The 21,584-nt window shown below is 53.3% G+C and carries 17 protein-coding genes and 1 pseudogene; 13 read left to right on the top strand and 5 right to left on the bottom strand.

All coding sequences use genetic code 11. The features are described 5' to 3' along the window. Positions 1-257: 257 nt before the first annotated feature. Positions 258-1,856 carry an ABC transporter substrate-binding protein gene (locus AAIG39_RS10650; protein ID WP_090084282.1) on the top strand — a complete coding sequence of 533 codons (1,599 nt, stop codon included), beginning with the start codon at positions 258-260 and terminating at the stop codon, positions 1,854-1,856. A gap of 11 nt (positions 1,857-1,867) precedes the next feature. Continuing rightward, positions 1,868-2,101, top strand: coding sequence for a YdcY family protein (locus AAIG39_RS10645; RefSeq protein WP_090084284.1), 234 nt, complete (start codon positions 1,868-1,870; stop codon positions 2,099-2,101). A 1-nt stretch (position 2,102) separates the two neighbouring features. Here AAIG39_RS10645 and AAIG39_RS10640 read toward each other — a convergent pair whose 3' ends face one another. Further along, on the bottom strand, positions 2,103-2,552 hold the full coding sequence (locus AAIG39_RS10640) for a DMT family transporter (RefSeq protein WP_343193812.1): 450 nt from the start codon (positions 2,550-2,552) through the stop codon (positions 2,103-2,105). Further along, positions 2,552-3,067, bottom strand: a complete 516-nt coding sequence (locus AAIG39_RS10635; RefSeq protein WP_090084288.1) for a GNAT family N-acetyltransferase — start codon at positions 3,065-3,067, stop codon at positions 2,552-2,554. The genes AAIG39_RS10640 and AAIG39_RS10635 overlap by 1 nt, the downstream gene beginning before the upstream one ends. 38 nt (positions 3,068-3,105) lie before the next feature. On the opposite strand from AAIG39_RS10635, the gene AAIG39_RS10630 reads away from it, so the two are divergent. The 4 genes from AAIG39_RS10630 (at position 3,106) to AAIG39_RS10615 (ending at position 7,835) form a co-directional block, all read left to right on the top strand. After that, on the top strand, positions 3,106-3,681 hold the full coding sequence (locus AAIG39_RS10630) for a helix-turn-helix domain-containing protein (protein ID WP_249572331.1): 576 nt from the start codon (positions 3,106-3,108) through the stop codon (positions 3,679-3,681). A 67-nt stretch (positions 3,682-3,748) separates the two neighbouring features. Continuing rightward, complete coding sequence (locus tag AAIG39_RS10625) at positions 3,749-4,786, top strand: NADP-dependent oxidoreductase (protein ID WP_090084291.1); 1,038 nt, start codon at positions 3,749-3,751, stop codon at positions 4,784-4,786. Between the two features lie 259 nt (positions 4,787-5,045). Continuing rightward, positions 5,046-5,702: a GntR family transcriptional regulator gene (locus AAIG39_RS10620; protein WP_343193811.1), complete on the top strand. Its 657-nt coding sequence runs from the start codon at positions 5,046-5,048 to the stop codon at positions 5,700-5,702. 201 nt (positions 5,703-5,903) lie between these two features. Beyond that, a complete protein-coding gene (locus AAIG39_RS10615) occupies positions 5,904-7,835 on the top strand; it encodes a methyl-accepting chemotaxis protein (protein ID WP_343193810.1) in 1,932 nt (643 codons plus the stop codon). A 53-nt stretch (positions 7,836-7,888) separates the two neighbouring features. Here the strand turns inward: AAIG39_RS10615 and pqqU are convergent, their stop codons facing one another. Beyond that, entirely contained in the window at positions 7,889-10,003 is a 2,115-nt protein-coding gene (gene pqqU / locus AAIG39_RS10610) for a TonB-dependent receptor PqqU (RefSeq protein ID WP_343193809.1), read from the bottom strand. Between the two features lie 258 nt (positions 10,004-10,261). On the opposite strand from pqqU, the gene yncE reads away from it, so the two are divergent. After that, positions 10,262-11,323 carry a 7-bladed beta-propeller protein YncE gene (gene yncE / locus AAIG39_RS10605; RefSeq protein WP_343193808.1) on the top strand — a complete coding sequence of 354 codons (1,062 nt, stop codon included), beginning with the start codon at positions 10,262-10,264 and terminating at the stop codon, positions 11,321-11,323. A gap of 63 nt (positions 11,324-11,386) precedes the next feature. On the opposite strand, the gene ansP is transcribed toward yncE, so the two are convergent. Continuing rightward, positions 11,387-12,883, bottom strand: a complete 1,497-nt coding sequence (gene ansP, locus AAIG39_RS10600; RefSeq protein WP_090084298.1) for an L-asparagine permease — start codon at positions 12,881-12,883, stop codon at positions 11,387-11,389. A 477-nt stretch (positions 12,884-13,360) separates the two neighbouring features. Here ansP and AAIG39_RS10595 point away from each other — a divergent pair, with 477 nt between their 5' ends. The 6 genes and pseudogenes from AAIG39_RS10595 to AAIG39_RS10570 all read left to right on the top strand — a co-directional run bounded on the left by AAIG39_RS10595 (position 13,361) and on the right by AAIG39_RS10570 (position 20,031). Then, positions 13,361-14,377, top strand: a complete 1,017-nt coding sequence (locus AAIG39_RS10595; protein ID WP_343193807.1) for an MsnO8 family LLM class oxidoreductase — start codon at positions 13,361-13,363, stop codon at positions 14,375-14,377. Beyond that, positions 14,374-15,495 carry an amidohydrolase gene (locus AAIG39_RS10590; RefSeq protein ID WP_343193806.1) on the top strand — a complete coding sequence of 374 codons (1,122 nt, stop codon included), beginning with the start codon at positions 14,374-14,376 and terminating at the stop codon, positions 15,493-15,495. Before AAIG39_RS10595 ends, AAIG39_RS10590 begins: the two co-directional genes overlap by 4 nt. A 64-nt stretch (positions 15,496-15,559) precedes the next feature. Then, a pseudogene (locus tag AAIG39_RS10585) lies at positions 15,560-17,821 on the top strand (NtaA/DmoA family FMN-dependent monooxygenase). A 10-nt stretch (positions 17,822-17,831) separates the two neighbouring features. Further along, positions 17,832-18,341, top strand: coding sequence for a GNAT family N-acetyltransferase (locus AAIG39_RS10580; RefSeq protein ID WP_249572325.1), 510 nt, complete (start codon positions 17,832-17,834; stop codon positions 18,339-18,341). Positions 18,342-18,350: 9 nt separating this feature from the next. Next, positions 18,351-19,274 (top strand): amino acid ABC transporter permease, encoded by a 924-nt coding sequence (locus tag AAIG39_RS10575; RefSeq protein ID WP_343193805.1) that lies wholly within the window; start codon positions 18,351-18,353, stop codon positions 19,272-19,274. Beyond that, positions 19,258-20,031 carry an amino acid ABC transporter ATP-binding protein gene (locus AAIG39_RS10570; RefSeq protein WP_090084311.1) on the top strand — a complete coding sequence of 258 codons (774 nt, stop codon included), beginning with the start codon at positions 19,258-19,260 and terminating at the stop codon, positions 20,029-20,031. Before AAIG39_RS10575 ends, AAIG39_RS10570 begins: the two co-directional genes overlap by 17 nt. Before the next feature lie 102 nt (positions 20,032-20,133). Here AAIG39_RS10570 and AAIG39_RS10565 read toward each other — a convergent pair whose 3' ends face one another. Continuing rightward, positions 20,134-21,330 carry an L-talarate/galactarate dehydratase gene (locus AAIG39_RS10565; protein WP_090084313.1) on the bottom strand — a complete coding sequence of 399 codons (1,197 nt, stop codon included), beginning with the start codon at positions 21,328-21,330 and terminating at the stop codon, positions 20,134-20,136. Positions 21,331-21,584 lie beyond the last annotated feature (254 nt).

The following is a 21,584-nucleotide window of genomic DNA, read 5'->3' as shown; positions in this document are numbered from 1 at the left end:
CACGCGTCTACTGTACGCAATGTCATCACAAACAAACGGCAGAAGAGAGCGCAAAACCATTGAATTCTCGACGCATTGAGACCGTCTGATAAACCTTGACGGCAATAAGTTCGTTTAAGTTAACTGATAAAGTTAATTTTGCTGGAAAATTCAGCAAAAACAACTGGATTAGAATAACCTGATAGTGATTCGTTATTTGCCAGTTCACTTTTGCTGTGCTGAGATTAATACTCCAGATAATAAATAAGGCCGAATCTATGTTCGCAAGGAAATCCCTGCTCGCGCTGGCGCTGAGCACGCTGTTACCCGCAGGCGCCGCGTGGGCGGCAAATAATGACACCATTGTCTATTGCTCCGAAGCCTCGCCGGAATCGTTCAACCCGCAAATCGCAAGCTCCGGGCCATCGTTTGTCGCCAGTTCGCAGGTGCTGTATAACCGTCTTGTAAACTTCGATCCGGTGAAAAATACCCCGATTCCGTCACTGGCAACCGCGTGGACAATCTCGCCGGACGGCAAAACCTACACCTTTACGCTGCGTCAGGGCGTCAAATTTAACAGCAATAAATACTTTAAACCGACCCGCGATTTTAATGCGGATGACGTTATTTTCTCCGTCATGCGTCAGAAAGACCCTAAACATCCTTATCATAATGTTTCGAAAGGAAATTACGAATATTTCAACGATGTCGGGCTGGATAAATTAATTCAGGATGTCAAAAAGGTTGATGACTATCACGTTCAGTTTGTTCTGAGTGAACCTAACGCCGCTTTCCTTGCCGACTGGGGAATGGATTTCGCCTCAATCCTCTCGGCGGAATATGCTGACGCAATGCTGAAAAAAGGGACGCCGGAGAATGTCGACAACTGGCCTATCGGTACGGGCCCGTATGTCTTACAGCAATACAAAACCGACGCGCAAATCCGTTATCTTGCGAACCCCAACTACTGGGACGGCGAGGTGCCGACAAAACACCTGATTTTTGCCATTACCCCGGATGTGCAGACCCGTCTGGCGAAACTGCAAACCAACGAGTGCCAGATTATTCCAGCGCCTGCACCGGTTCAGTTCGACCAGATTAAGAGCAATAAAGATCTGACCCTGCACACTATTGATGCGCTGAATGTCGGTTATCTGGCCTTTAACACCGGGAAAAAACCGTTTGATAATGTACTGGTGCGTCAGGCGTTGAACTACGCCACTGACAAAAAAGCGATTGTGGATGCAGTATTCATGGGCTCGGGCACTGTGGCTAAATCGCCGCTGCCGCCGAATATGCTGGGCTACAAAAAAGATCTGCAAGATTACGGCTACGATCCGGAGAAAGCCAAAGCGCTGCTGAAACAGGCGGGGCTGGAGAAGGGATTTGAAACGACCCTCTGGTCAATGCCGGTACAGCGTCCCTATAACCCGAACTCACGTCGCATTGCGGAGATGATCCAGAGCGACTGGGCCAAAGTGGGCGTGAAAGCAAAAATTGTCTCTTATGAGTGGGGCGAATATCTGGCCGGTATGCGTCGCGGCGAGCATGACACCGCGCTGTTTGGCTGGATGTCAGATAATGGCGACCCGGATAACTTTGCCGATACCCTGTTAGGCTGTGGCAGCGTGAAAAGCGGTTCGAATGCCGCACGCTGGTGCGATAAAGCGTATGATGGCCCCGTACAGCAGGCAAAACTGACCAGCGACCCGGCAAAACGCGCTGAGCTTTATGGTCAGGCGCAAGAGGTCTTCTATCAACAGGCACCGTGGATTGCGCTGGCGAACGGCAAAACTTTCTATGCCACACGCAGTAACGTTACTGGTTACAGCGTCAGCTTAATGGGCAGTGATTTTTCAAAAGCAAAACTGAATTAACAGGGGGAGGCATGTCACATCTGGATGAAGTAATCGCCCGTGTGGACGCAACCATTGCGGAGAGCGTGATTGCAAATATGAATACGCTCCTGGTTGCACTGAGCGACGATGGCGCGCTCAGTCGCGAAGAGCGTTATACCCAGCAACAGCGTCTGCGTCATGCGATCGCGCAACATGGTCGTCAGCATAAAGAAGATCTGGAAGCGCGACGCGAACAACTCACCAGAGGTGGCAGCATCCTGTAAATCAGAACTGGCGTCTGGCAACCAGCCAGGCGCCAATCACCAGCAGTACCGCACCGCATACCGGGCCAAATAAGGCTCTCAGTGCCACACCCTCGCTTCTGACCATATCCATCACCAGCCCCCCAATCAGCTGACTGGCCACCAGCACAGCTATAGTAGTGGCGGCCCCTACGTACTGATAGCCGCTGATGCTGGCAAACACAAAAAACGAGCCGAGCAGGCCGGGGATCAGCGTCCACCAGCGGACCGTTGCCACCAGCTCGCTAAAGCCGGACAGACCGTGTTTTACCAGTAAGATACTGACAAACAGGACGATCCCCACCAGTGAGTTCAGCAACATCGCGATCAAAATCGTGGAAGAAGACTGGGTAATGCGCACCATCAGCGTGTTTTGCACCACCAGACCAATACCAGCGGCAACCAGAAAGCAGAGAGTAAGGGACTGGTTCATCAGATGGCATCCGGGTCCTGGCGCTGATCCAGTTGCAACTGCATAAACGTCAGATCCAGCCAGCGGCCAAATTTGGTGCCCACCTGTGGCATCTGCGCAGTGACGGTAAAACCCAATTTCTCATGCAGATGGATAGAAGCATGGTTTTGGGATTCAATGCCAGCGACCATCACATGTTTGCCGATGCGTTTGGCTTCGTTAATCAGTTGCGCCATCAGCGCCTGGCCGATTTTCTTCCCCTGGTGCTCAGGATGGACATAAACAGAATGTTCAACCGTGTGGCGGAAGCCGTCGAAGGCGCGCCAGTCGCCAAACGACGAATATCCAGTGACAACGTCACCTTCTACACTCACCAGTACGGGATAGCCCTGTAATGCACGTGCTTCATACCAGGCAATACGGTTATCCACATCAACTGTCTTGTCATTCCAGATGGCGGCCGTGTGCAACACCGCGTGATTGTAGATCTCTGCAATAGCGGCACAATCTTCTTTGCTGGCGTAACGAATAATCATGGTTGAACCTCAGTGGTTGTTCACTATAGTATTACGATATGAATACTATTACAGACAACATAAATCAACGGATCAGTGCGCGAATTCGCGTCGAACGGGAATCGCGGGGCTGGTCGCTCAGCGAACTGGCTGAACGCGCCGGTGTATCCCGCGCCATGATCCATAAGATTGAACGCGGGGAAAGCAGCCCCACGGCGACGCTGCTTGCCCGGTTATCCGGGGCTTTTGGCATCAGCATGTCTACCCTGATTGCGCGGGCCGAGATGCAGGAAGGCAAGCTGTTGCGCTTTGCCGATCAACCCGTCTGGCGCGATCCGCAGACACATTATTTACGCCGTCATATCTCACCACGCAGCGATCTCCCCATCGACCTGGTACAAATCGATTTACCCGCCGGCAGCAATATCCCGATGCCAGCTTCCTCTTACGCGCTTGCCCGGCAATTAATCTGGTTACAGGAAGGCGAACTGGTGTTTATGGAGGGTGACACGCGCCATGAAATGAAAGCAGGAGACTGCCTTGAACTCGGACCGCCGAACGACTGCCGCTTCATTAACGAAACCAATGCATCCTGTCGCTATCTGGTGGTTCGCCTCAATCCGGGCAGCTCATAATGGATGTGCATCTCCTGTTTTCCACGACTAGTATCAATAGAACATTTCATGGGAACAGGAGAGCAACATGAAACAACAACATGATCGCAACCGCCGTTGGGTCCTGGCCTCCAGGCCAAAAGGGGCGCCGACAGTCGACAATTTTCGACTAGAAGAAGACAGTATTGCTACCCCAGGCGAAGGCCAGGTTCTGCTCCGCACGGTTTACCTTTCGCTTGATCCCTATATGCGCGGCAGGATGAGCGATGCGCCATCCTACAGTCCTCCCGTGCCGATCGATGGCGTCATGTGCGGCGCTACCGTCAGCCGTGTCGTTCGTTCACAGCATAACGATTTCCACGAAGGTGAGTGGGTGCTGGGCTATAGCGGCTGGCAGGATTACGAGATTTCCGGCGGAGAAGGGCTCATAAAACTTGGCGAAAATCCGGAGCATCCGTCGTGGTCGCTGGGAGTACTCGGCATGCCGGGTTTTACTGCGTATATGGGGTTACTGGATATCGGGCAACCGAAAGCGGGAGAGACACTTGTCGTGGCTGCGGCTACGGGACCGGTTGGGGCGACAGTCGGTCAGACAGGCAAGCTCAAAGGCTGCCGGGTTGTGGGTGTTGCCGGGGGCAGTGAAAAATGTCGCCATGCGGTGGATACCCTCGGTTTTGATGCCTGTATTGATCATCATGCCAGTGATTTTGCCGAACAACTGGCGAAAGCGTGTCCGCAAGGCATCGATATTTATTTTGAAAATGTCGGCGGCAAAGTATTTGATGCAGTGTTGCCATTATTGAATACCTCTGCACGAATTCCGTTGTGCGGGCTGGTTAGTGGTTATAATGCGACCTCTTTGCCGGATGGTCCGGACCGTGTACCGTTATTAATGGGGACGCTCCTGAAAAAAAGAATTCGCTTGCAAGGGTTTATTATTAGCCAGGATTATGGTCACCGCATAAATGAATTTCAGCGTGATATGTCGCAGTGGGTTAAAGAGGGAAAAATCCATTATCGTGAGCAAATCACTGATGAACTTGAAAGTGCACCAGAGGCCTTTATCGGCTTACTTGCCGGAAAAAACTTTGGTAAAGTTGTGATTCGCGTAGGCGCGGATGACTAAAAATGGTGGTGACGGTGAAAACCGTCATCATAATACGTGCAAAATTTTTAAAAACGTCTTTAATTATACAAGCATAAGGAATCGACGACCTTATCGGTAACGGTTCCTGGTAGTTGTGCATAAATAATAACATTTTGTTCTAATTTTACGCGTTAATCCAATACCAGGCATGATTATACATAATATATTCTCTGAAATTATGTTCACCGACACGCTACCAGGCTGAAAATAAATAAGAATTTGGACGGGACACAATCACATGCTTGATTTGGAAAAAGCGCAGCGGACTAGCCTTACTATGCAGGTAGAAGCAAGTCTGAAAAGTGCGCTTATTCTTGGTGCGCTTAAACCTGGCGCCCGGCTCATCACGAAAGAAATTGCTGATCAATTAGGAACCAGTATTACGCCTGTAAGGGAAGCATTACTGCGACTTGTTTCCGCAGGTGCCCTTCATGCGACTCCTGCGCAAGCATTCCTTGTTCCGGACGTGGGAAAGGCACGATTCATAGAAATTAGTGATATTCGCAAAAAGCTGGAAGGTATGGCCGTTCGTGCCGCCTGTAAAAATATGACGGCAGGCAAAGTTCATGAATTGCGTATTCTTGCTGAGGCTTTTAGTGAGGCGGCGAAAACGGGTAATACTGAATTGACATTGCAGTCGAATCGCGTATTTCGTTTTGCGGTTTATCATTATGCGGAAATGCCAACGCTCGCCGCAATTATTGAACAATTATGGGTTCGTATTGGCCCATGCTTTAATTATCTTTATCCTTCATCGCCAGAGTTATCGCTTGGATATGATTATGGCGATTTATTATCCGCTTTCGAAAATGGGGACGAAAACGGTTGCGAAAAAGCCATATGCCGGACCATTGATGATGGCGCTGGCATACTGTTAAAACAGTTCATTAGCTGAATTTATAGTTTAGCATTGAAATCATTCAGTGCCGTTTGATGATTTTTTAAATGCTCCTCACCAAAAATTTGGCAAAGAGGAGCATCATCATCACGTTTTTCATCTCCGGCAATGTTTCCCCCTTAACTCCCTGTACAGCCTGCCGATAATCGATGAGTGCCAGGTTGGGCGCTAACATTGACGTGACGCAAGGAGTCCGGGATGTCTTTTAGCCAGGGGTTGAGAAATATTACTATCAGTAAAAAGCTGTCAGTCGGCTTTGGCATTGTCCTTTTTCTGGTTGCCATCGCTACCGTCTTGAGCGTATTGCGGTTCAAAGAGATCCGTGATGTCTACGCAAAAACCAATCTGATTTATAGCGTTAACATTGAGGTCTTCCAGGCGAAAATTAACCGTCTGAAGTATCTCTATGGCGATGACAAAGCCGGTCCGATCATGGCTGACTACGTAAAACACGCCTCGCAGCTCACCGCAAGCGCGAGTGAGTTGTCATGGAATGATGAAGAGAACGCGCTTTTACATGCGCTGACAGGCCATCTGGCGAACTTCGAGGCGGGGTCTGCTGAAATGCAGCAGGCTACAAATGCCATGAAATCAGTACGTGATTCACTGGACCAGATGGGGTCAGACGATCAGCGCGCACGCTTTACCACACTCATCTCCACGCCTGTGGCAGATAACGCTTTAACAGCCCAAATTTTTGATCAACTTATTGCCATAAGTGGTGTGCGCGATGCGGCGTTAATGGTGCGATTTAGCCCGACGAAAGCCACACGCGATATTCTCGACGATCGCTTCAACAAAGCGCAGACTGCGGTACAAGCGCTTTCAGGTCAGCTTCCGGCGGAGCTGGTTTCTCCGTTGCAGGCATTGTGGAGTGAAACCACCCGTTATCGCGACCTGAGCAGCAGCTACTTTACTGCGGTTCAGGCAATTAAAGCGGCTGAGGATAAAGTCAAAATTGCTGGCGATGACAGCAGCGCCGACATCAAGAAATTGATTGCGCGCGTCAAAACCTATAACGACGCACTGGCCGACAACTCCAGCACCACGGCGTCCATCATTGGTATTATCGCGATTCTGATTGGCGTTATTGTCTCGTGGTGGATTATTCGCCAGATTACCCGTCCTGTTGTCCATAACCTGGCGCTGGCTGAACGTATCGCCAGCGGCGATCTCAGCTCACAGATCACGGCGCAAAGCGACGACGAACTGGGCAAACTCACCGCCGCCATGGGACGGATGAACAACCATCTTCGCGAGATGATTTTTGATGTTCGTAACAGTGTGGCGCAGGTTTCCCGCGCGGCAACGGAGATTGCCGAAGGCAATACCGATCTCTCTTCCCGTACAGAGCAACAGGCCGCCGCAGTAGTGCAAACGGCAGCAAGTATGGAAGAGTTAACCGCGACGGTGAAAAACAATGCGGATAACGCGCGTAACGCCAGCAGACTTGCTGCTCAGGCATCGAATACGGCCAGCGAAGGTGGCAATGTGATGCGTGATGTGGTGAAAACGATGAATGATATCCACAACAGCTCCAATAAAATTGCGGACATTACCGCGGTTATTAACAGCATTGCCTTCCAGACCAATATCCTTGCACTCAACGCTGCGGTAGAGGCCGCCCGCGCGGGAGAGCAGGGGCGCGGTTTTGCGGTAGTCGCCAGTGAAGTGCGGAGCCTCTCCCAGCGCAGCTCTCAGGCGGCGAAAGATATCGAGCAACTGATTACAGAGTCGGTATCGCGGATTAATACCGGCAGTGAACTGGTGGCAAAAGCCGGGGAAACGATGGGGCAGGTCGTACAGTCAGTAACCCGGGTAAATGACATTATGGGTGAAATTTCGTCGGCATCTGAGGAGCAAAGTCGCGGGATCGAGCAAATTGCCCGCGCAGTGGGCGAACTGGACAGTACGACACAGCAAAATGCCGCACTGGTGAGCGAGTCGTCAACCGCAGCAGGTTCCCTTGAAGAGCAGGCATTGCGTCTTGAACAACTGGTCGCGACGTTCCGTCTCGGGTCGGGCGCTGTACCAGTAAAATCATCGGCACCTGCCAGACCGCAGTCTCCGGTCACTGCGCCGCGAAAACCGGCTGAGGAGACCAGCGACGACGGCTGGACGACGTTCTGATACTACAGACGCCCTCTGTCTACAGAAGAGGGCGTCTGGTTATTCAACCGCAATCACTCAAAACGATACGCAACCGACAAGCCGACGCCATAATTGCGCCCCGGTGCCGGTTCGTAATAACGGTCATTGGATTCGTTAACAATCACTGACCCTGCGTATTCGCGATCAAACAGATTATCCACGCGCCCGAACACATCCATCATCCAGTTACCGTAGTTAAATTTGTAGCCGGTGTTAAGACCAACCACCGTCCACGAGGGGGCGGATGCCGTGTTTTCGTCATTGGCGGCGATATCGCTCATGTAACGCACATCTGCGCCCGCGTACCAGCCCTGTTCAGGGACATAGCCCAGTGATGCAAACCCCATATTGCGCGCGATACCAGGAATACGGTTGCCGTTACACTGGCTGTCGCCGCAGACTTCACTGCGGTAGGTCGCATCCAGATATGTCCACGCCAGTTTTGCCCGCCAGTTTCCGGCAAATTGTTCATCAAATGCCAGCTCTGCGCCCTGACGCCGCGTTTTGCCCGCGTTTTTATAGGTGGTGCGCCCACCGCTGCTGGTATCAGTGACAATTTCGTTATCCGTATCGGTGCGAAACAGCGCGGCGCTGAGCAACCCATAGCCCACGCGTGCTTTACTGCCGATTTCCACGGTATCGTTTGTCGACGGCTTAAGGGCGAAATTAAGCCCGCTTTGTCCGTCAGAACGATAAGAGAGCTCGTTAATTGTCGGCGTTTCAAAACCACGGCCCGCCGCCGCATAGAGATTCCAGCTATCGGTAACCGCGTACCTCAGCGATCCGGCAGGCAACCATTTGTGATAGCTGGCCTCTCCGCTGTCATCACCGTTTCCTGCCGTTACGTAGTGGTCGTTTGAATCAAACCAGACCGAGCTATAACGCAGGCCCGCATCCAGTGACAGCTTATCAGTAAGCTTCCAGCTGGTTTGAACATAAGGGTCGACGTTCCACATCAGATTACGTTCGTTACGGCGCAAATCACCCTCGCGGCCATAATCCGGCGCGCCATTGACCATCACAAAGTTTTCATAACCTTTGCGCTGTTCGCTCATGGTTTCGTAATTCAGCCCACCGGTTACCGTCACCGGGATCAACAGTTCACCGCGATGAGTCCAGCGGGTATCGATCCCTTGATAATGGCGGGTCAGGTCAATCACCCCCCCGGCATGCTGCGGGTTCAACTGAGGGCCGCGGGGAATCGACTGGAACTGGGTGGTTTCACGTTCACCGGCGTACATCATGACACTCAAATCATCCTGCGTGCTGAGCTGGCGCTCATAGCGCAATCCGGCCTGCGTCTGTTTGACCGTTTTGCGCGTGTCATACTGTACAGCGCGCGGCGACTGGCGTGGGTTATCGTGCCATTCATCTTTCGTCAGGCCGCCTGGGTCGTTTGCTTTAATGTCCACACTATTGAAAATCAGCGTCAGCTTGCTGGCCTCGTCAATACGCACACCCAGCCTGGCGTTGGCCAGATTTTTACGCGCGCCGCTGCGGTCGCGATAACCATGGGTAACGAAGCGGGTCGAGGAGACCGTATAATCCACATCCCCTGGCTGTGTACCATCGCCCACCGCGCCGCTGGCTCTGGTGCCATAGCGCCAGCTTCCGTAACTGCCGTAATAACTACTGGCTTCAAGTTCCGTTGGCTGGCGGCCCTTCTGCGTGGTCACATTCACCACACCGCCCGAGGCATTGCCATAGAGAGCAGAGAAGGGGCCGCGCAGCACGTCGATACTCTCAACGCTGGTGAGATCGATATTAGAGGTTTGCCCCTGTCCGTCCGGCATGGTGGCGGGAATGCCGTCGACATACATGCGGATCCCTCGCACGCCGTAGGTAGAGCGGGAACCAAAACCGCGAATGGAGAGCTGTAAATCCTGCGCGTAGTTTTGCCGATTTTGTACCTGCAAGCCAGGCACGCCGCCAAGCGATTCTGAAAGATTGATTTGTGGGGTGGCCTGACGAATATCATCGCCGTTCACGACACTGATAGCCGCCGGGGTGTCGAGTTCAGAAACCGTGCGGGGCGCCGCGCTGACGATCATCGTTTGTTCATTATCCGCCGCCTGCACGGCAGGCGCATAGATGACCGGAAGTAACAGCGCGGGAAACGCCGTCCTTGTAAGGGCAAAAATATTCATAAATTGACCAGAATAAGAAACGAACCAAATGGGAACATGGCGTAATGTTAATATCTTTAACAATTCATGAAAACTTTAAGGGCACATTACGTTAACAAAAAGTGTAGTCGTAACCGCCAGTGAGCGTAAAAACAGTTTTAATGCTCCACATTGCGCATAATAATGATTACTATTCTCAATAAACAGATCGGGGCTACGACCCTGCCGTCATGGAAGTGTGTGAAGCAAAACTATTTTTGTTTATCAAAGGGAGTCGTCATGTCTTTACGTTATTTATCCGCGCCACGTCTGCGTCGTTCACTGTTGTTAGGTTCACTACTGCTTGCCGGGACATTTCATGTTCAGGCTGGCGAAGAGATGCTGCGTAAACCGGTTGGTAAAGGTGCCTATGAAATGGCCTGGAGCCAGCAGGAAAACGCGCTGTGGGTAGCGACCTCACAGAGCCGTAAAGCCGATAAAGGTGGGGTAGTCTACCGTCTGGATCCGGTCTCACTGGATGTGACGCTGGCTATTCATAATGATCTGAAGCCGTTTGGCGCGGCGATCAATACCAAAACGCAAACCCTGTGGTTTGGTAACACAACCAGCAGCGCGGTAACGGCAATTGACGCGAAAACGGGCGATGTGAAGGGGCGTCTGGTGCTTGATGACCGTCAGCGTAGCGAAACCGTACGTCCACTGCAGCCGCGTGAACTGGTGGTTGATGAAACGACCAATACCGTTTACATCAGCGGTATTGGCAAAGAGAGCGTGATTTGGGCGGTTGATGGCGACACGCTGAAACTGAAATCCACCCTTGCCGACACCGGTAAATTCAGCACTGGCCTTGCCATCGATGCAGCCGCGAAGCGTCTTTACGCCACCAATGGTGACGGCGAATTGCTGACTATCGACACCACGAGCAATAAAATTCTGTCGCGTAAAAAATTGCAGGATGACGGCAAAGAACACTTCTATCTGAACCTGAGCCTGGATACCGCAGGTCACCGCGCTTTTGTTACCGACTCTAAAGAGCCTGAGGTTCTGGTCGTTGATCTTCGTAATGGCAACGTACTGCAAAAAATCGCCGCGCCGGAATCCCTGGCCGTACTGTTTAACCCGACCCGTAACGAAGCCTATGTAACCCATCGTGAGGCCGGCAAAGTCAGCGTGATCGATGGCAAAAGCTACAAGGTGGTCAAAACCTTCGATACGCCAACGCACCCGAACAGCCTGGCGCTCTCCGCCGATGGCAAGACGCTGTACGTCAGCGTGAAACAGGCGTCAAGCAAAGAGAAAGAGGCCACAGAGCCGGACGACATCATCCGTATCGCGCTCTAATCGCCCATAAAAAAAGCCAGCCGGTGTAGTGCCTGGCTGGCTTTTTATTTTTCGGATGTCAGATTATTTTGCGGTTTCTTCTACAAACTCGGGGCTGTCAGCCGTATTGTCAGCTGCGACGGGCGCACCGCTGTGAATTTCCGCGACGCGTTTACGCACACCGAACCAGCCGATAATCAGCAGCACAATCAGCAGCGGGAGACAACCAATGGTCAGGGTGCCATTCGGGTAGTCAAACGCCATCAGAACCAGGACAGAGAAGAGGAACAGCAGTGTCAGCCAGGAGGTGACAGGCGCCCCCGGCATTTTAAAGCTCACTTCCGCCGCTTTGCCTTCTTTGATCGCTTTGCGAAGACGCATCTGGCAGAGCACGATAAAGCCCCAGGAAGCAATAATACCCACAGAGGCCTGGTTGAGGACGATTTCAAAAACCTGTGCCGGAACCAGATAGTTCAGGAACACGCCCACAACATATACGGCCAGCGTCGCAAGGATGCCTGCATAGGGTACGTGCTGTTTGCTCATTTTGGACATGAACTTAGGCGCGGAGCCGCCCATCGACATGGAGCGCAGGATACGGCCCGTGCAGTACAAGCCGGAGTTCAGGCTCGACAGTGCCGCAGTCAGAACCACGATATTCATCACGTCGCCCATGTACGGTACGCCCAGCTTAGAGAAGAAGGTCACAAACGGACTCTGACCAGGCTGGTATGCCATCCACGGCAGTAACAGAACCAGCAGCACCACGGAACCGACATAGAAAAGGCCGATACGCCAGACAACGCTGTTGATCGCTTTCGGTACAGTTTTTTCCGGGTCTTTACATTCACCGGCGGCAGTACCAACAAACTCGATAGACGCGAAGGCGAAAACCACGCCCTGGATCAGGACCAGAGCAGGAAGCAAACCGTGAGGGAAGAAGCCGCCGTTATCGGTAATCAGATGGAAACCCGTCTCGTTGCCGTCCAGCGGTTTGCCGGACCCCAGAACGATGGTCCCGACAACCAGGAAAGCAACAATAGCCAGCACTTTAACCAGCGCGAACCAGAATTCCATTTCGGCGAACCACTTCACGCCGATCATATTCATGGTCCCGACGATGGCGAGCGCGCCGAGAGCGAAGACCCACTGTGGTACATCACCAAAGGCACCCCAGTAATGCATATATAACGCAACGGCGGTGATATCCACGATACCGGTCATCGCCCAGTTCACGAAATACATCCAGCCGGCAACGTAGGCCGCTTTTTCACCCATAAACTCACGGGCATAGGAGACGAAACTGCCGCTGGACGGGCGGTGCAGTACCAGCTCACCCAGAGCACGTAAAATGAAGAAAGAGAAAAGACCACAAACCAGATAAACGATCGCCAGTGACGGCCCCGCCATCTGCAGACGCGCTCCCGCGCCCAGGAATAGCCCCGTACCGATTGCTCCGCCGATGGCGATCATCTGCACATGACGGTTGCCCATCGCTTTGTTATAACCCTCCTCGTGAGAGTTTAACCAGCGTCGTTTCGCGGCCTGATGCTCCGCCGCGTTGTTGTTGGTTGTTTTCATTGCGTTACCCGTTGACCTGTCTGAACCTTTTTAAACTTCCTCGACCCCGCAGAGCAGCGAGACAATCGTTTGCTCTTGCGGGAAAGCGTTCTGTCTTTTCAGTCTTTCTACGTATGAATAAGACATAACATGGCGCAGCATCCTACCTGCATTTTTTTGGCGACGCAAAACATACCAGATGAAAAAACGATGGGGATGAGTCGAATTTGTGACGCAAGTGTTGCCTTACAGTTGAACTGATTCAATATGGCGAAAAAGACAACAGAAATGACTAAACATGCAATAAGGAAAGATGATGTCAGCGAACTGACGTTGCACAGGGACATGCGGACATATTTATAAGTGTAAATAATGACCTTTGACCGTTAGCAGACCTACTTTGCAAATTTTTTGCTTATTTAATGTAAATTAATTGTTTCACAAGGTCGTAAAGCCATCCCAATAATGCAGACATGTTCCTCAATAAGAGCGTGCTGCATGTCTTATCGTCTGAGTTTGCTGGATAAAAGCCCGATTGCGGAAAACGAAACCGCAGAGAATGCACTGAACCGTACATTACAGCTGGCGCAGCTGGCTGAAAGAGGGGGTTTTCACCGCTTCTGGATTGCGGAACACCACAATAGTGCCCAACTGGCCAGCCCATCCCCCGAACTGCTTATCGCCTGGATTGCCGGGCAAACGCAGCGCATCCGCGTCGGGTCTGGTGGGGTCATGCTGCAACATTACAGCCCCTATAAGGTGGCGGAAAACTTCAACGTACTGGCCGCTCTGGCCCCCGGCCGCATCGATATCGGTATCGGCAAAGCCCCCGGCGGGCTGCCGCTCTCCACACGGGCGCTGCAGCGCGGGCTGAACCCACAAGAGAAGGGGGATTTTGCTGACCAGCTCACTGAACTGGATAGCTGGCTTAAGCCAGGAGAGGTTACCGCCGATGCGGAATCCCTGGCAGCTACGCCGCTTCCCGGTGTCCGTGCTGAGGGGTTTTTGCTCGGAACGAGCCTTGAAAGCGCACGGCTGGCAGCAAAACTCGACTGGAATTTCGTTTTTGCCGCCCATCTCAATGGTGATAAAGCCTTACTGCGTGACGTTGTCACTGAATGGCGAAGGGTGACGCAGCGCGATCTTATTGTCGCGGTACAGGTGATCATCGCCGCCACGCAAAGCGAAGCCGAACGGCTGGCGCAGCAGGTGGAGATTTGGGGTGTTGAACTGGAAAACGGGCAACGGGTTAGCGTTGCCAGCGAAGCTCAGGCGCAGGCTTTCGCTCGTCAGGCGGGAAGCCCCGCAGTGCGTATTTTCCGTCGGGAACCATCGCTTATTAAAGGCAGCGCAGAAAGCGTACTGGCCGGGCTGGATGCGCTGGCAGCGGAGTATGGTGTGGATGAGTTCATTCTTGATAACCCGCTGGCCGAGGCCAATGCACGTATTGCCTCATTGCATCTGCTCAGCGAAGCCTGGCAGCAGGCTACGCTTCTCCAGGAGGTGGCACAATGAGTTTCGCCCAACAGCTGATTGACTGGCGGCGTGAGTTGCATCAGTACCCGGAACTGTCATTACAGGAGTTTGAAACCAGCCGCCGGGTCAGTCACTGGCTCGAAAATGCGGGTCTGCGTCTGGTGCCGACCACACTGCCTACGGGCGTGGTCGCGGAGGTGGGCAGTGGCGACAAAGTGATTGCCCTGCGTGCGGACATCGATGCCTTGCCGATTGACGAAGCGGTCGACGTACCTTACGCCTCGCGCAATAAAGGGGTGATGCATGCCTGTGGTCACGACATTCATACCAGCGTCATGCTCGGCGCAGCGCTGCTGCTAAAAGAGAGAGAATCTGCCTTACCGGGACGCGTGCGCCTCATCTTCCAGCCTGCTGAGGAAAACTTTGGCGGAGCAAAGCGGCTCATTCAGGCAGGGGTGCTAAACGGTGTCAGCGCCATTTTTGGGATGCATAATGAGCCGGGCCTGCCGGTGGGGACTTTCGCCACGCGCGGCGGCCCGTTTTATGCCAATGTTGACCGCTTTGTATTACAGGTCGACGGTAAAGGGGCTCACGCCGCGCGCCCTCATGAAGGCAGTGACGCCATCCTGCTTGCCAGCCAGCTTGTGGTTGCGCTGCAAACCATCGCCAGCCGTAATGTAAATACGCTGGACTCGGTAGTGCTGAGTGTTACGCGTATACAGGGTGGGAATACCTGGAATGTGCTGCCGGAACAGGTTGAACTGGAAGGCACGCTGCGCACACACCGTACTGAGGTCCGTGAGCAGGTAAAAGCCCGCGTCAATGATATTGCCGCCGGACTGGCCCGCGCCTTTGATGCGCAAATTACCGTTCACTGGTACGAAGGCCCCTCGGCGCTGGTCAACGATGAACGCTGGGCAGCTTTTACCCGCGACGTTGCAGACTGGCATGGCTATGACACGCAAGTGGCACAGTTGCATATGGGTGGGGAAGATTTTGCGGTCTATCTCGAACATATTCCTGGCGCATTCGTGAGTATCGGCAGCGCCAGTGAATATGGCTTGCACCATCCGTCGTTTAATCCCGACGAAGCATTAATCGAAGACGCCGCTCGCTATTTCGCGTTGCTGGCGGAAAAAGCCTTACTCCAGCCATAACGGAAAAAAAAGAACCTGGGGCGAAAGCTCCGGGGAATCTGTTGCCTGAAAATGAGGATGGATTATGTCACAAGCTCGTCAATTGCGCCTGGGTACGATATTGCATGGCGCATCCGGAAATATGTCTGCCTGGCGACACCCGGCGGCTAAAGCTGATGCCAGTATTAATTTTAACTTTGTCCGGGAAACGGCGTTAAAAGCAGAAGAGGGGAAGCTTGATTTTTTATTTGTCGCCGACGGTTTATATATTAATGAAAAATCCATACCCCATTTTCTCAACCGTTTTGAACCCATCACCGTTTTATCGGCACTGGCGAGTGTCACCCGCCATTTAGGGTTGGTTGGCACGCTTTCCACGTCTTATAGCGAACCTTTCACCGTAGCCCGTCAGTTCGCCAGCCTCGACCATTTAAGCAATGGGCGCGCAGGCTGGAACGTCGTCACCTCGCCGCTGGAGGGCTCGGCAAAGAACTTCTCCCGCCAGCAGCATCCGGAACACGCATTGCGTTACCGTATTGCCGACGAGTACCTTGAGGTAGTGAAAGGGCTGTGGGACTCCTGGGAAGAGGATGCCTTTATTCGCGACAAAACCACCGGACAATTCTTTGATCCGAATAAACTGCATACGCTTAATCATCACGGTGATTTTTTCCAGGTCGCCGGGCCGTTGAATATTGGCCGCACGCCGCAGGGACGGCCCATTATATTTCAGGCGGGTGCGTCTGACGATGGGAAAAAATTAGCAGCCCGACACGCCGATGCTATTTTTACCCACCATGATACGCTTGATGAGGCCAAACATTTTTATCGCGATGTTAAAGCACAACTGATTAAAAATGGCCGTCGGGAAGATGAATTACATATTTTCCAGGGCGTCAGCGTGATTGTCGGTGATGACGCGCAGGACGCAGAGCAGCAATACCAGACCACGGCGGCGCTGGTCTCCATTCAGGATGCACTCAATTACCTCGGACGCTATTTCGAACATCACGATTTTAGCCAGTACCCGCTGGACGAACCTTTCCCGGATATTGGCACCCTGGGGCAAAACAGCTTTCGCAGTACCACCGATGAAATCAAACGCCATGCCCGCGAGCGCCACCTGACGCTGCGTCAGGTGGCGCTGGAAGCGGCCTCGCCGCGCCCGCGTTTTTCCGGTACGCCGCAACAGGTGGCAGATGGCCTGCAACAGTGGTTCGAAGAGCAGGCAGCCGACGGTTTTATTATCCAGGGCGGCACGCCGGACACCTTCCCGCGCTTTGTCGACACCGTGGTGCCGATTCTGCAGGCTCGTGGCCTGTTCCGTAAGGAATATCCCGGCACGACCCTGCGCGAAAGTCTTGGCTTGCAACAACCTGCGAATCAATTCACAAAACGATAAAGAGAATACGCTATGCAGAAATCATCGCTCCTCCTCGCTGTGACGCTGGCGTTCGCGCCGCTGGTTCAGGCCGGTGATGTCACGATTAATGGCACCGGCGTTAGCCTTGAAGCCAACAAAACACCTATTAATACGCCGCGCAATGCAGACGCAGTGGCGCAGTTGCCAAAAGATTATCATTTTGCGGTGCCAGGAAAATTTACGGTGGCGGTGGCCGCGCTTAATTCACCGCCGCTGACCGTATTTTCTGATGACAACAAAACCCTGCTCGGCAGCGAGGTGGATATCGCCCGTCTGGTTGCCGACAGCCTCGGTCTGGAACTGAACGTGGTGCCGACCTCCTGGGAGGACTGGCCGCTGGGGGTGACCTCCGGCAAATATGATGCAGCGATCAGCAATATTACCGTCACCAAAGCGCGCAAAGAGAAGTTTGATTTCGCCACATACCGCAAGGATTCCCTCGGCTTTTATGTGAAATCCAGTAGCCCAATCAAAGCCATTGAGAAGGCAGAGGACATCGCGGGGCTGCGTATCATCGTTGGCTCCGGTACCAATCAGGAGTCAATCCTGCTGGCATGGAATGCGGAAAACGAAAAGAAAGGGCTCAAACCGTTCACGCCGGTTTACACCAAAGATGATGCCGCACAGACGCTGGCACTCCAGTCCGGGCGCGCGGATGCTTTTTTTGGTCCGAATGTGATCGGCGCCTGGAAAGCCGCGCTGACCAACAAAACTCGCCTCGTGGGCAATGTGGATGGCGGCTGGCCGAAAGCTGCGCATATCGCAGTCACACTCAGGAAAGGCAGCGGCCTGGCGGAGCCAGTACAGATTGCGCTTAATGGCGTCATTAAAAATGGCGATTATGAAAAAGTACTCAACCGCTGGGGTGAGGGGGTGGAGAAAATCCCGGCTTCTGAAATCAACCCTGCAGGCCTCGGCGACTAAGGAGGCGCAAATGAACGAACGTTTCCGTGATATCTCCCCCGACGCACCGGAGTTACAGCCTGTGATTAACGGTCTGTTTGGCGAATATGCCGCCCGTTATGGCGACTACTTTTCCAAAGACGCCGAGGTGGAATTAACCGAGTGGTATCTGCCGCCGCAGGGGCTCTTTATTGTGCTGGAGCGTGACGGAGAAATTATCGCCACCGGCGCGTACAAACCGAAAGACGCCCACACTGCGGAAATCAAACGGATCTGGACGCAGCGCGCCCTGCGCAAGCAGGGGCTTGCCAGGAGAGTGTTAACCGAGCTGGAGCGTCGCGCGGTCCTTGCGGGATACAGCCGCATTTTTTTGACCACCGGATTTCGCCAGCCGGAAGCCGTGCAGCTCTATCTCCGTCAGGGGTATGAAGCGCAGTTCGATCTCACGCGGGATCCGGAGGAATACAGCCAGCCGCCGTTCGATGGCCGCCTGCGGTTTACCAGGACCTTAGCGGTCGACACACTCAGTAAAACTGCCTGAGGGATAATCATGAAAACGACAGAGTCTGTCAAAGTCGTCCCGGCACGCTACCCAATGCGTATCGTCGGGGCCGTTATCGCGTTGCTGGTTCTGGCGATAGTGGTTCAGTCCGTCGCCTTTAACCCACGCTGGGAGTGGCGCGTCTTTGCCCGCTGGTTCTTCGATCCCGTTATCCTGGAGGGGCTTGGCCAGACGCTGTTACTCACACTACTCGGTACGACATTAAGTATTGTCTTTGGCGGCGTACTGGCGCTGGCGCGGTTGTCAGGCTCCTGGCTATTGAGCAGCCTGGCGTGGAGCTATATCTGGCTGTTTCGCTCGTTGCCGCTGATAGTGGTGCTTATTATTCTCTACAACTTCTCTTATCTCTACGACACGCTGACGATTGGCATTCCGTTTACGCATCTGAGCTGGGCGCATTACGAAACGGTCAATGTTCTGGGGCAATTTTCCACAGCGGTGGTTGGTCTGACGCTGGTGCAGAGCGCTTATACAGCGGAAATTATTCGCGGCGGCTTTTTAGGGGTCGACCACGGACAGTATGAGGCCGCTGCCGCATTAGGGTTATCGGCCTGGCGACGCACCCTGCGCATTATTCTGCCGCAGGCGCTGCGGACCATTTTGCCGTCCGGATTTAATGAAATTATCAGTCTCGCCAAGGGAACGGCGATGGTTTATGTGCTGGCGATGCCGGAACTGTTTTATACCATTCAGATGATCTACAACCGCACCCAGGAGGTAATCCCGCTACTGATGGTAGGCGCCGTGTGGTATCTGGTGATTACCAGTGTTCTGTCGGTTATTCAATACATGGTGGAGCGCTGGCTTGCCCGAAGCGAACGTCGATCCGCCGTCAATTCTGCCCGGGGGCGAGTCACAACACCTGCCCGTGTAGTGCAACCACAGGAGCCTGTTCATGCCAGCCTCTCTTAATGGTCATATTTCGATTACCGGCGTCAGTAAATACTTTGGTCGCCATAAGGCGCTGGACAATGTGTCGCTTGAGATCCCTCCAGGCAGCGTTACCGTGATTCTCGGCCCTTCCGGTTCCGGGAAGTCGACACTTCTGCGCGCAATCAATCATCTCGAGCGCGTCGATGAGGGGTTTATCCAGATTGATGGCGACTACATCGGCTATCGCCGCAAAGGGGATAAGCTTTATGAGCTCAAAGAGCGGGAGATCCTGCGCCAGCGGGTGAACGTGGGCTATGTATTCCAGAACTTCAATCTCTTCCCGCACCTCACGGTACTGGAAAATCTGACAGAAGCACCTGTGGCGCATCGACAGCTCAGCCGTAAGGAGGCCATCGCGCAGGCGTATCAGTTGCTGGATGTGGTGGGACTTCGCAATAAAGCGGATGCCTGGTCGCGCCATCTTTCCGGCGGGCAGCAGCAGCGTATTGCCATTGCCCGCGCGCTGGCGCTGCGCCCGCGGGTAATGTTATTCGATGAACCCACCTCTGCACTCGACCCGGAACTGGTTGGCGAAGTGCTGGATGTCATCAAAAAACTGGCCCGTTCCGGTACAACCCTGGTGGTGGTTACGCACGAGATCGGTTTTGCCCGGGAAGTGGCAGATCAGGTGGTGTTTATGGTGGAGGGTAAAATTGTGGAGCAGGGCGACAGCGACAGCGTGCTCAATCATCCGCAGCACCCAAGAACGAGACAGTTTTTAGCGAAAGTTTTGTAAGATAAAACGCTGCTTCGAAACTGGCGAAACGGCGTGGTGTTAAGAGCGCCGTCTTCGTACTGCTTTACAAAAAGGCGGGAAGATCCCCGCCTTTATTATCTGTTAAGGGCGTTTGCCAAATTCACAGCTTAGCTGAGTCCAGGCGCGCGCCTGTTCGCTCAGGGTGAAGCCCAGACCATGGCGGTCGGAGACGTACATGCGGCCATCGCGCAGTTCAAGCTGTTCGTTAAACAGCGGGTTTAACCATTCGAAGTGCTCCAGCCATGGTTCAAGCGGGTAAGCGGCAGAGAGATGCAGGTGCACTTCCATGGCAAAATGCGGTGCCAGTTTGCGTCCATGCTTCGCCGCCAGATCCATGATTTTCAGAAACGGAGAGATACCGCCAACGCGCGGCGCATCCGGCTGAACGAAGTCGCTGGCGTTACCCAGAATGAGCTGTTCGTGTTCGCGGAAACTGGTCAGCATTTCACCGGTCGCGATGGGGGTGTCCAGCGCGGCCGCCAGTTGGGCGTGACCTTCCACATCGTAGGCGTCCAGCGGCTCTTCAATCCAGATCAGATTGAACTGCTCCATTTTACGGCCCATGCGAATGGCGGTTTCGCGATCCCATTGCTGGTTCGCGTCAACCATCAGCGGGAAATCATCCCCCAGCGCTTCACGCACGGCGGTCAAACGACGGATATCTTCTCTGGTGTCCGGCTGACCGACTTTCAGTTTGATACCCCCGATACCGTTTTCACGGGAGATCACCACGTTTTTCAGGACCTGATCCAGCGGGGTGTGCAGGAAACCGCCGGAAGTGTTATAGCACTGCACGGAGTCACGGTGCGCGCCGAGCAGTTTTGCCAGCGGCAGGCCTGCACGTTTTGCTTTCATATCCCAAAGCGCGATATCGATAGGGGAGATGGCCTGTACGGCCATGCCGCTGCGGCCTACGGATGCGCCTGCCCACAGCAGTTTGCTGTAAATTTTGTCGATATCGTTCGGGTCTTCGCCCAGCAGGTTGTCGGCAATTTCTTTAGCGTGAGCATAAATGCCCTGGCCGCCTGCGCGTTTGGAGTAACTGAAACCGACACCTTCGAAACCGTCACGGCTACGAATTTCCGCAATGATAATGGCAACTTCGGTCAGCGGCTTCTGACGACCGGTCAGCACTTTCGCATCACTTACGGGGGTTGCCAGCGGCAGGATCGCCAGGGAGAGTTTTACCCACTCGATACGGTCGCCGGTTTCGGCAGCAGTTTTTACACCCTGCGCTTTGGCATAAGTTACAGCAGCAGAATTGGCACTTACGGTCATGATTGACTCCTGTGAACAGTATAAATGTTTGCGCTAACATTATTGGTTTATTCAGGGCGAGACTGCCAGTGATTTACTGTCAATATGTAAAATTGATCACAATAATAGACTCAGAAGGTGGCTTTACCGGCCCCGGACTCACGCTTTCTGACACTGTCGAGTTTAATATGATATCGCTAACACCGTGTCCGGATTCTATTTTTAACTTGCTGATTTTAAAGCTTCTGTAAAATTACGACAGAGATGCAAATTCA

The organism is Phytobacter palmae, from assembly GCF_039409775.1.
Lineage (GTDB): Bacteria > Pseudomonadota > Gammaproteobacteria > Enterobacterales > Enterobacteriaceae > Phytobacter > Phytobacter palmae.
Note: the sequence above shows the minus strand (reverse complement) of the source record. Positions and strands in the feature narration are given on the sequence as shown.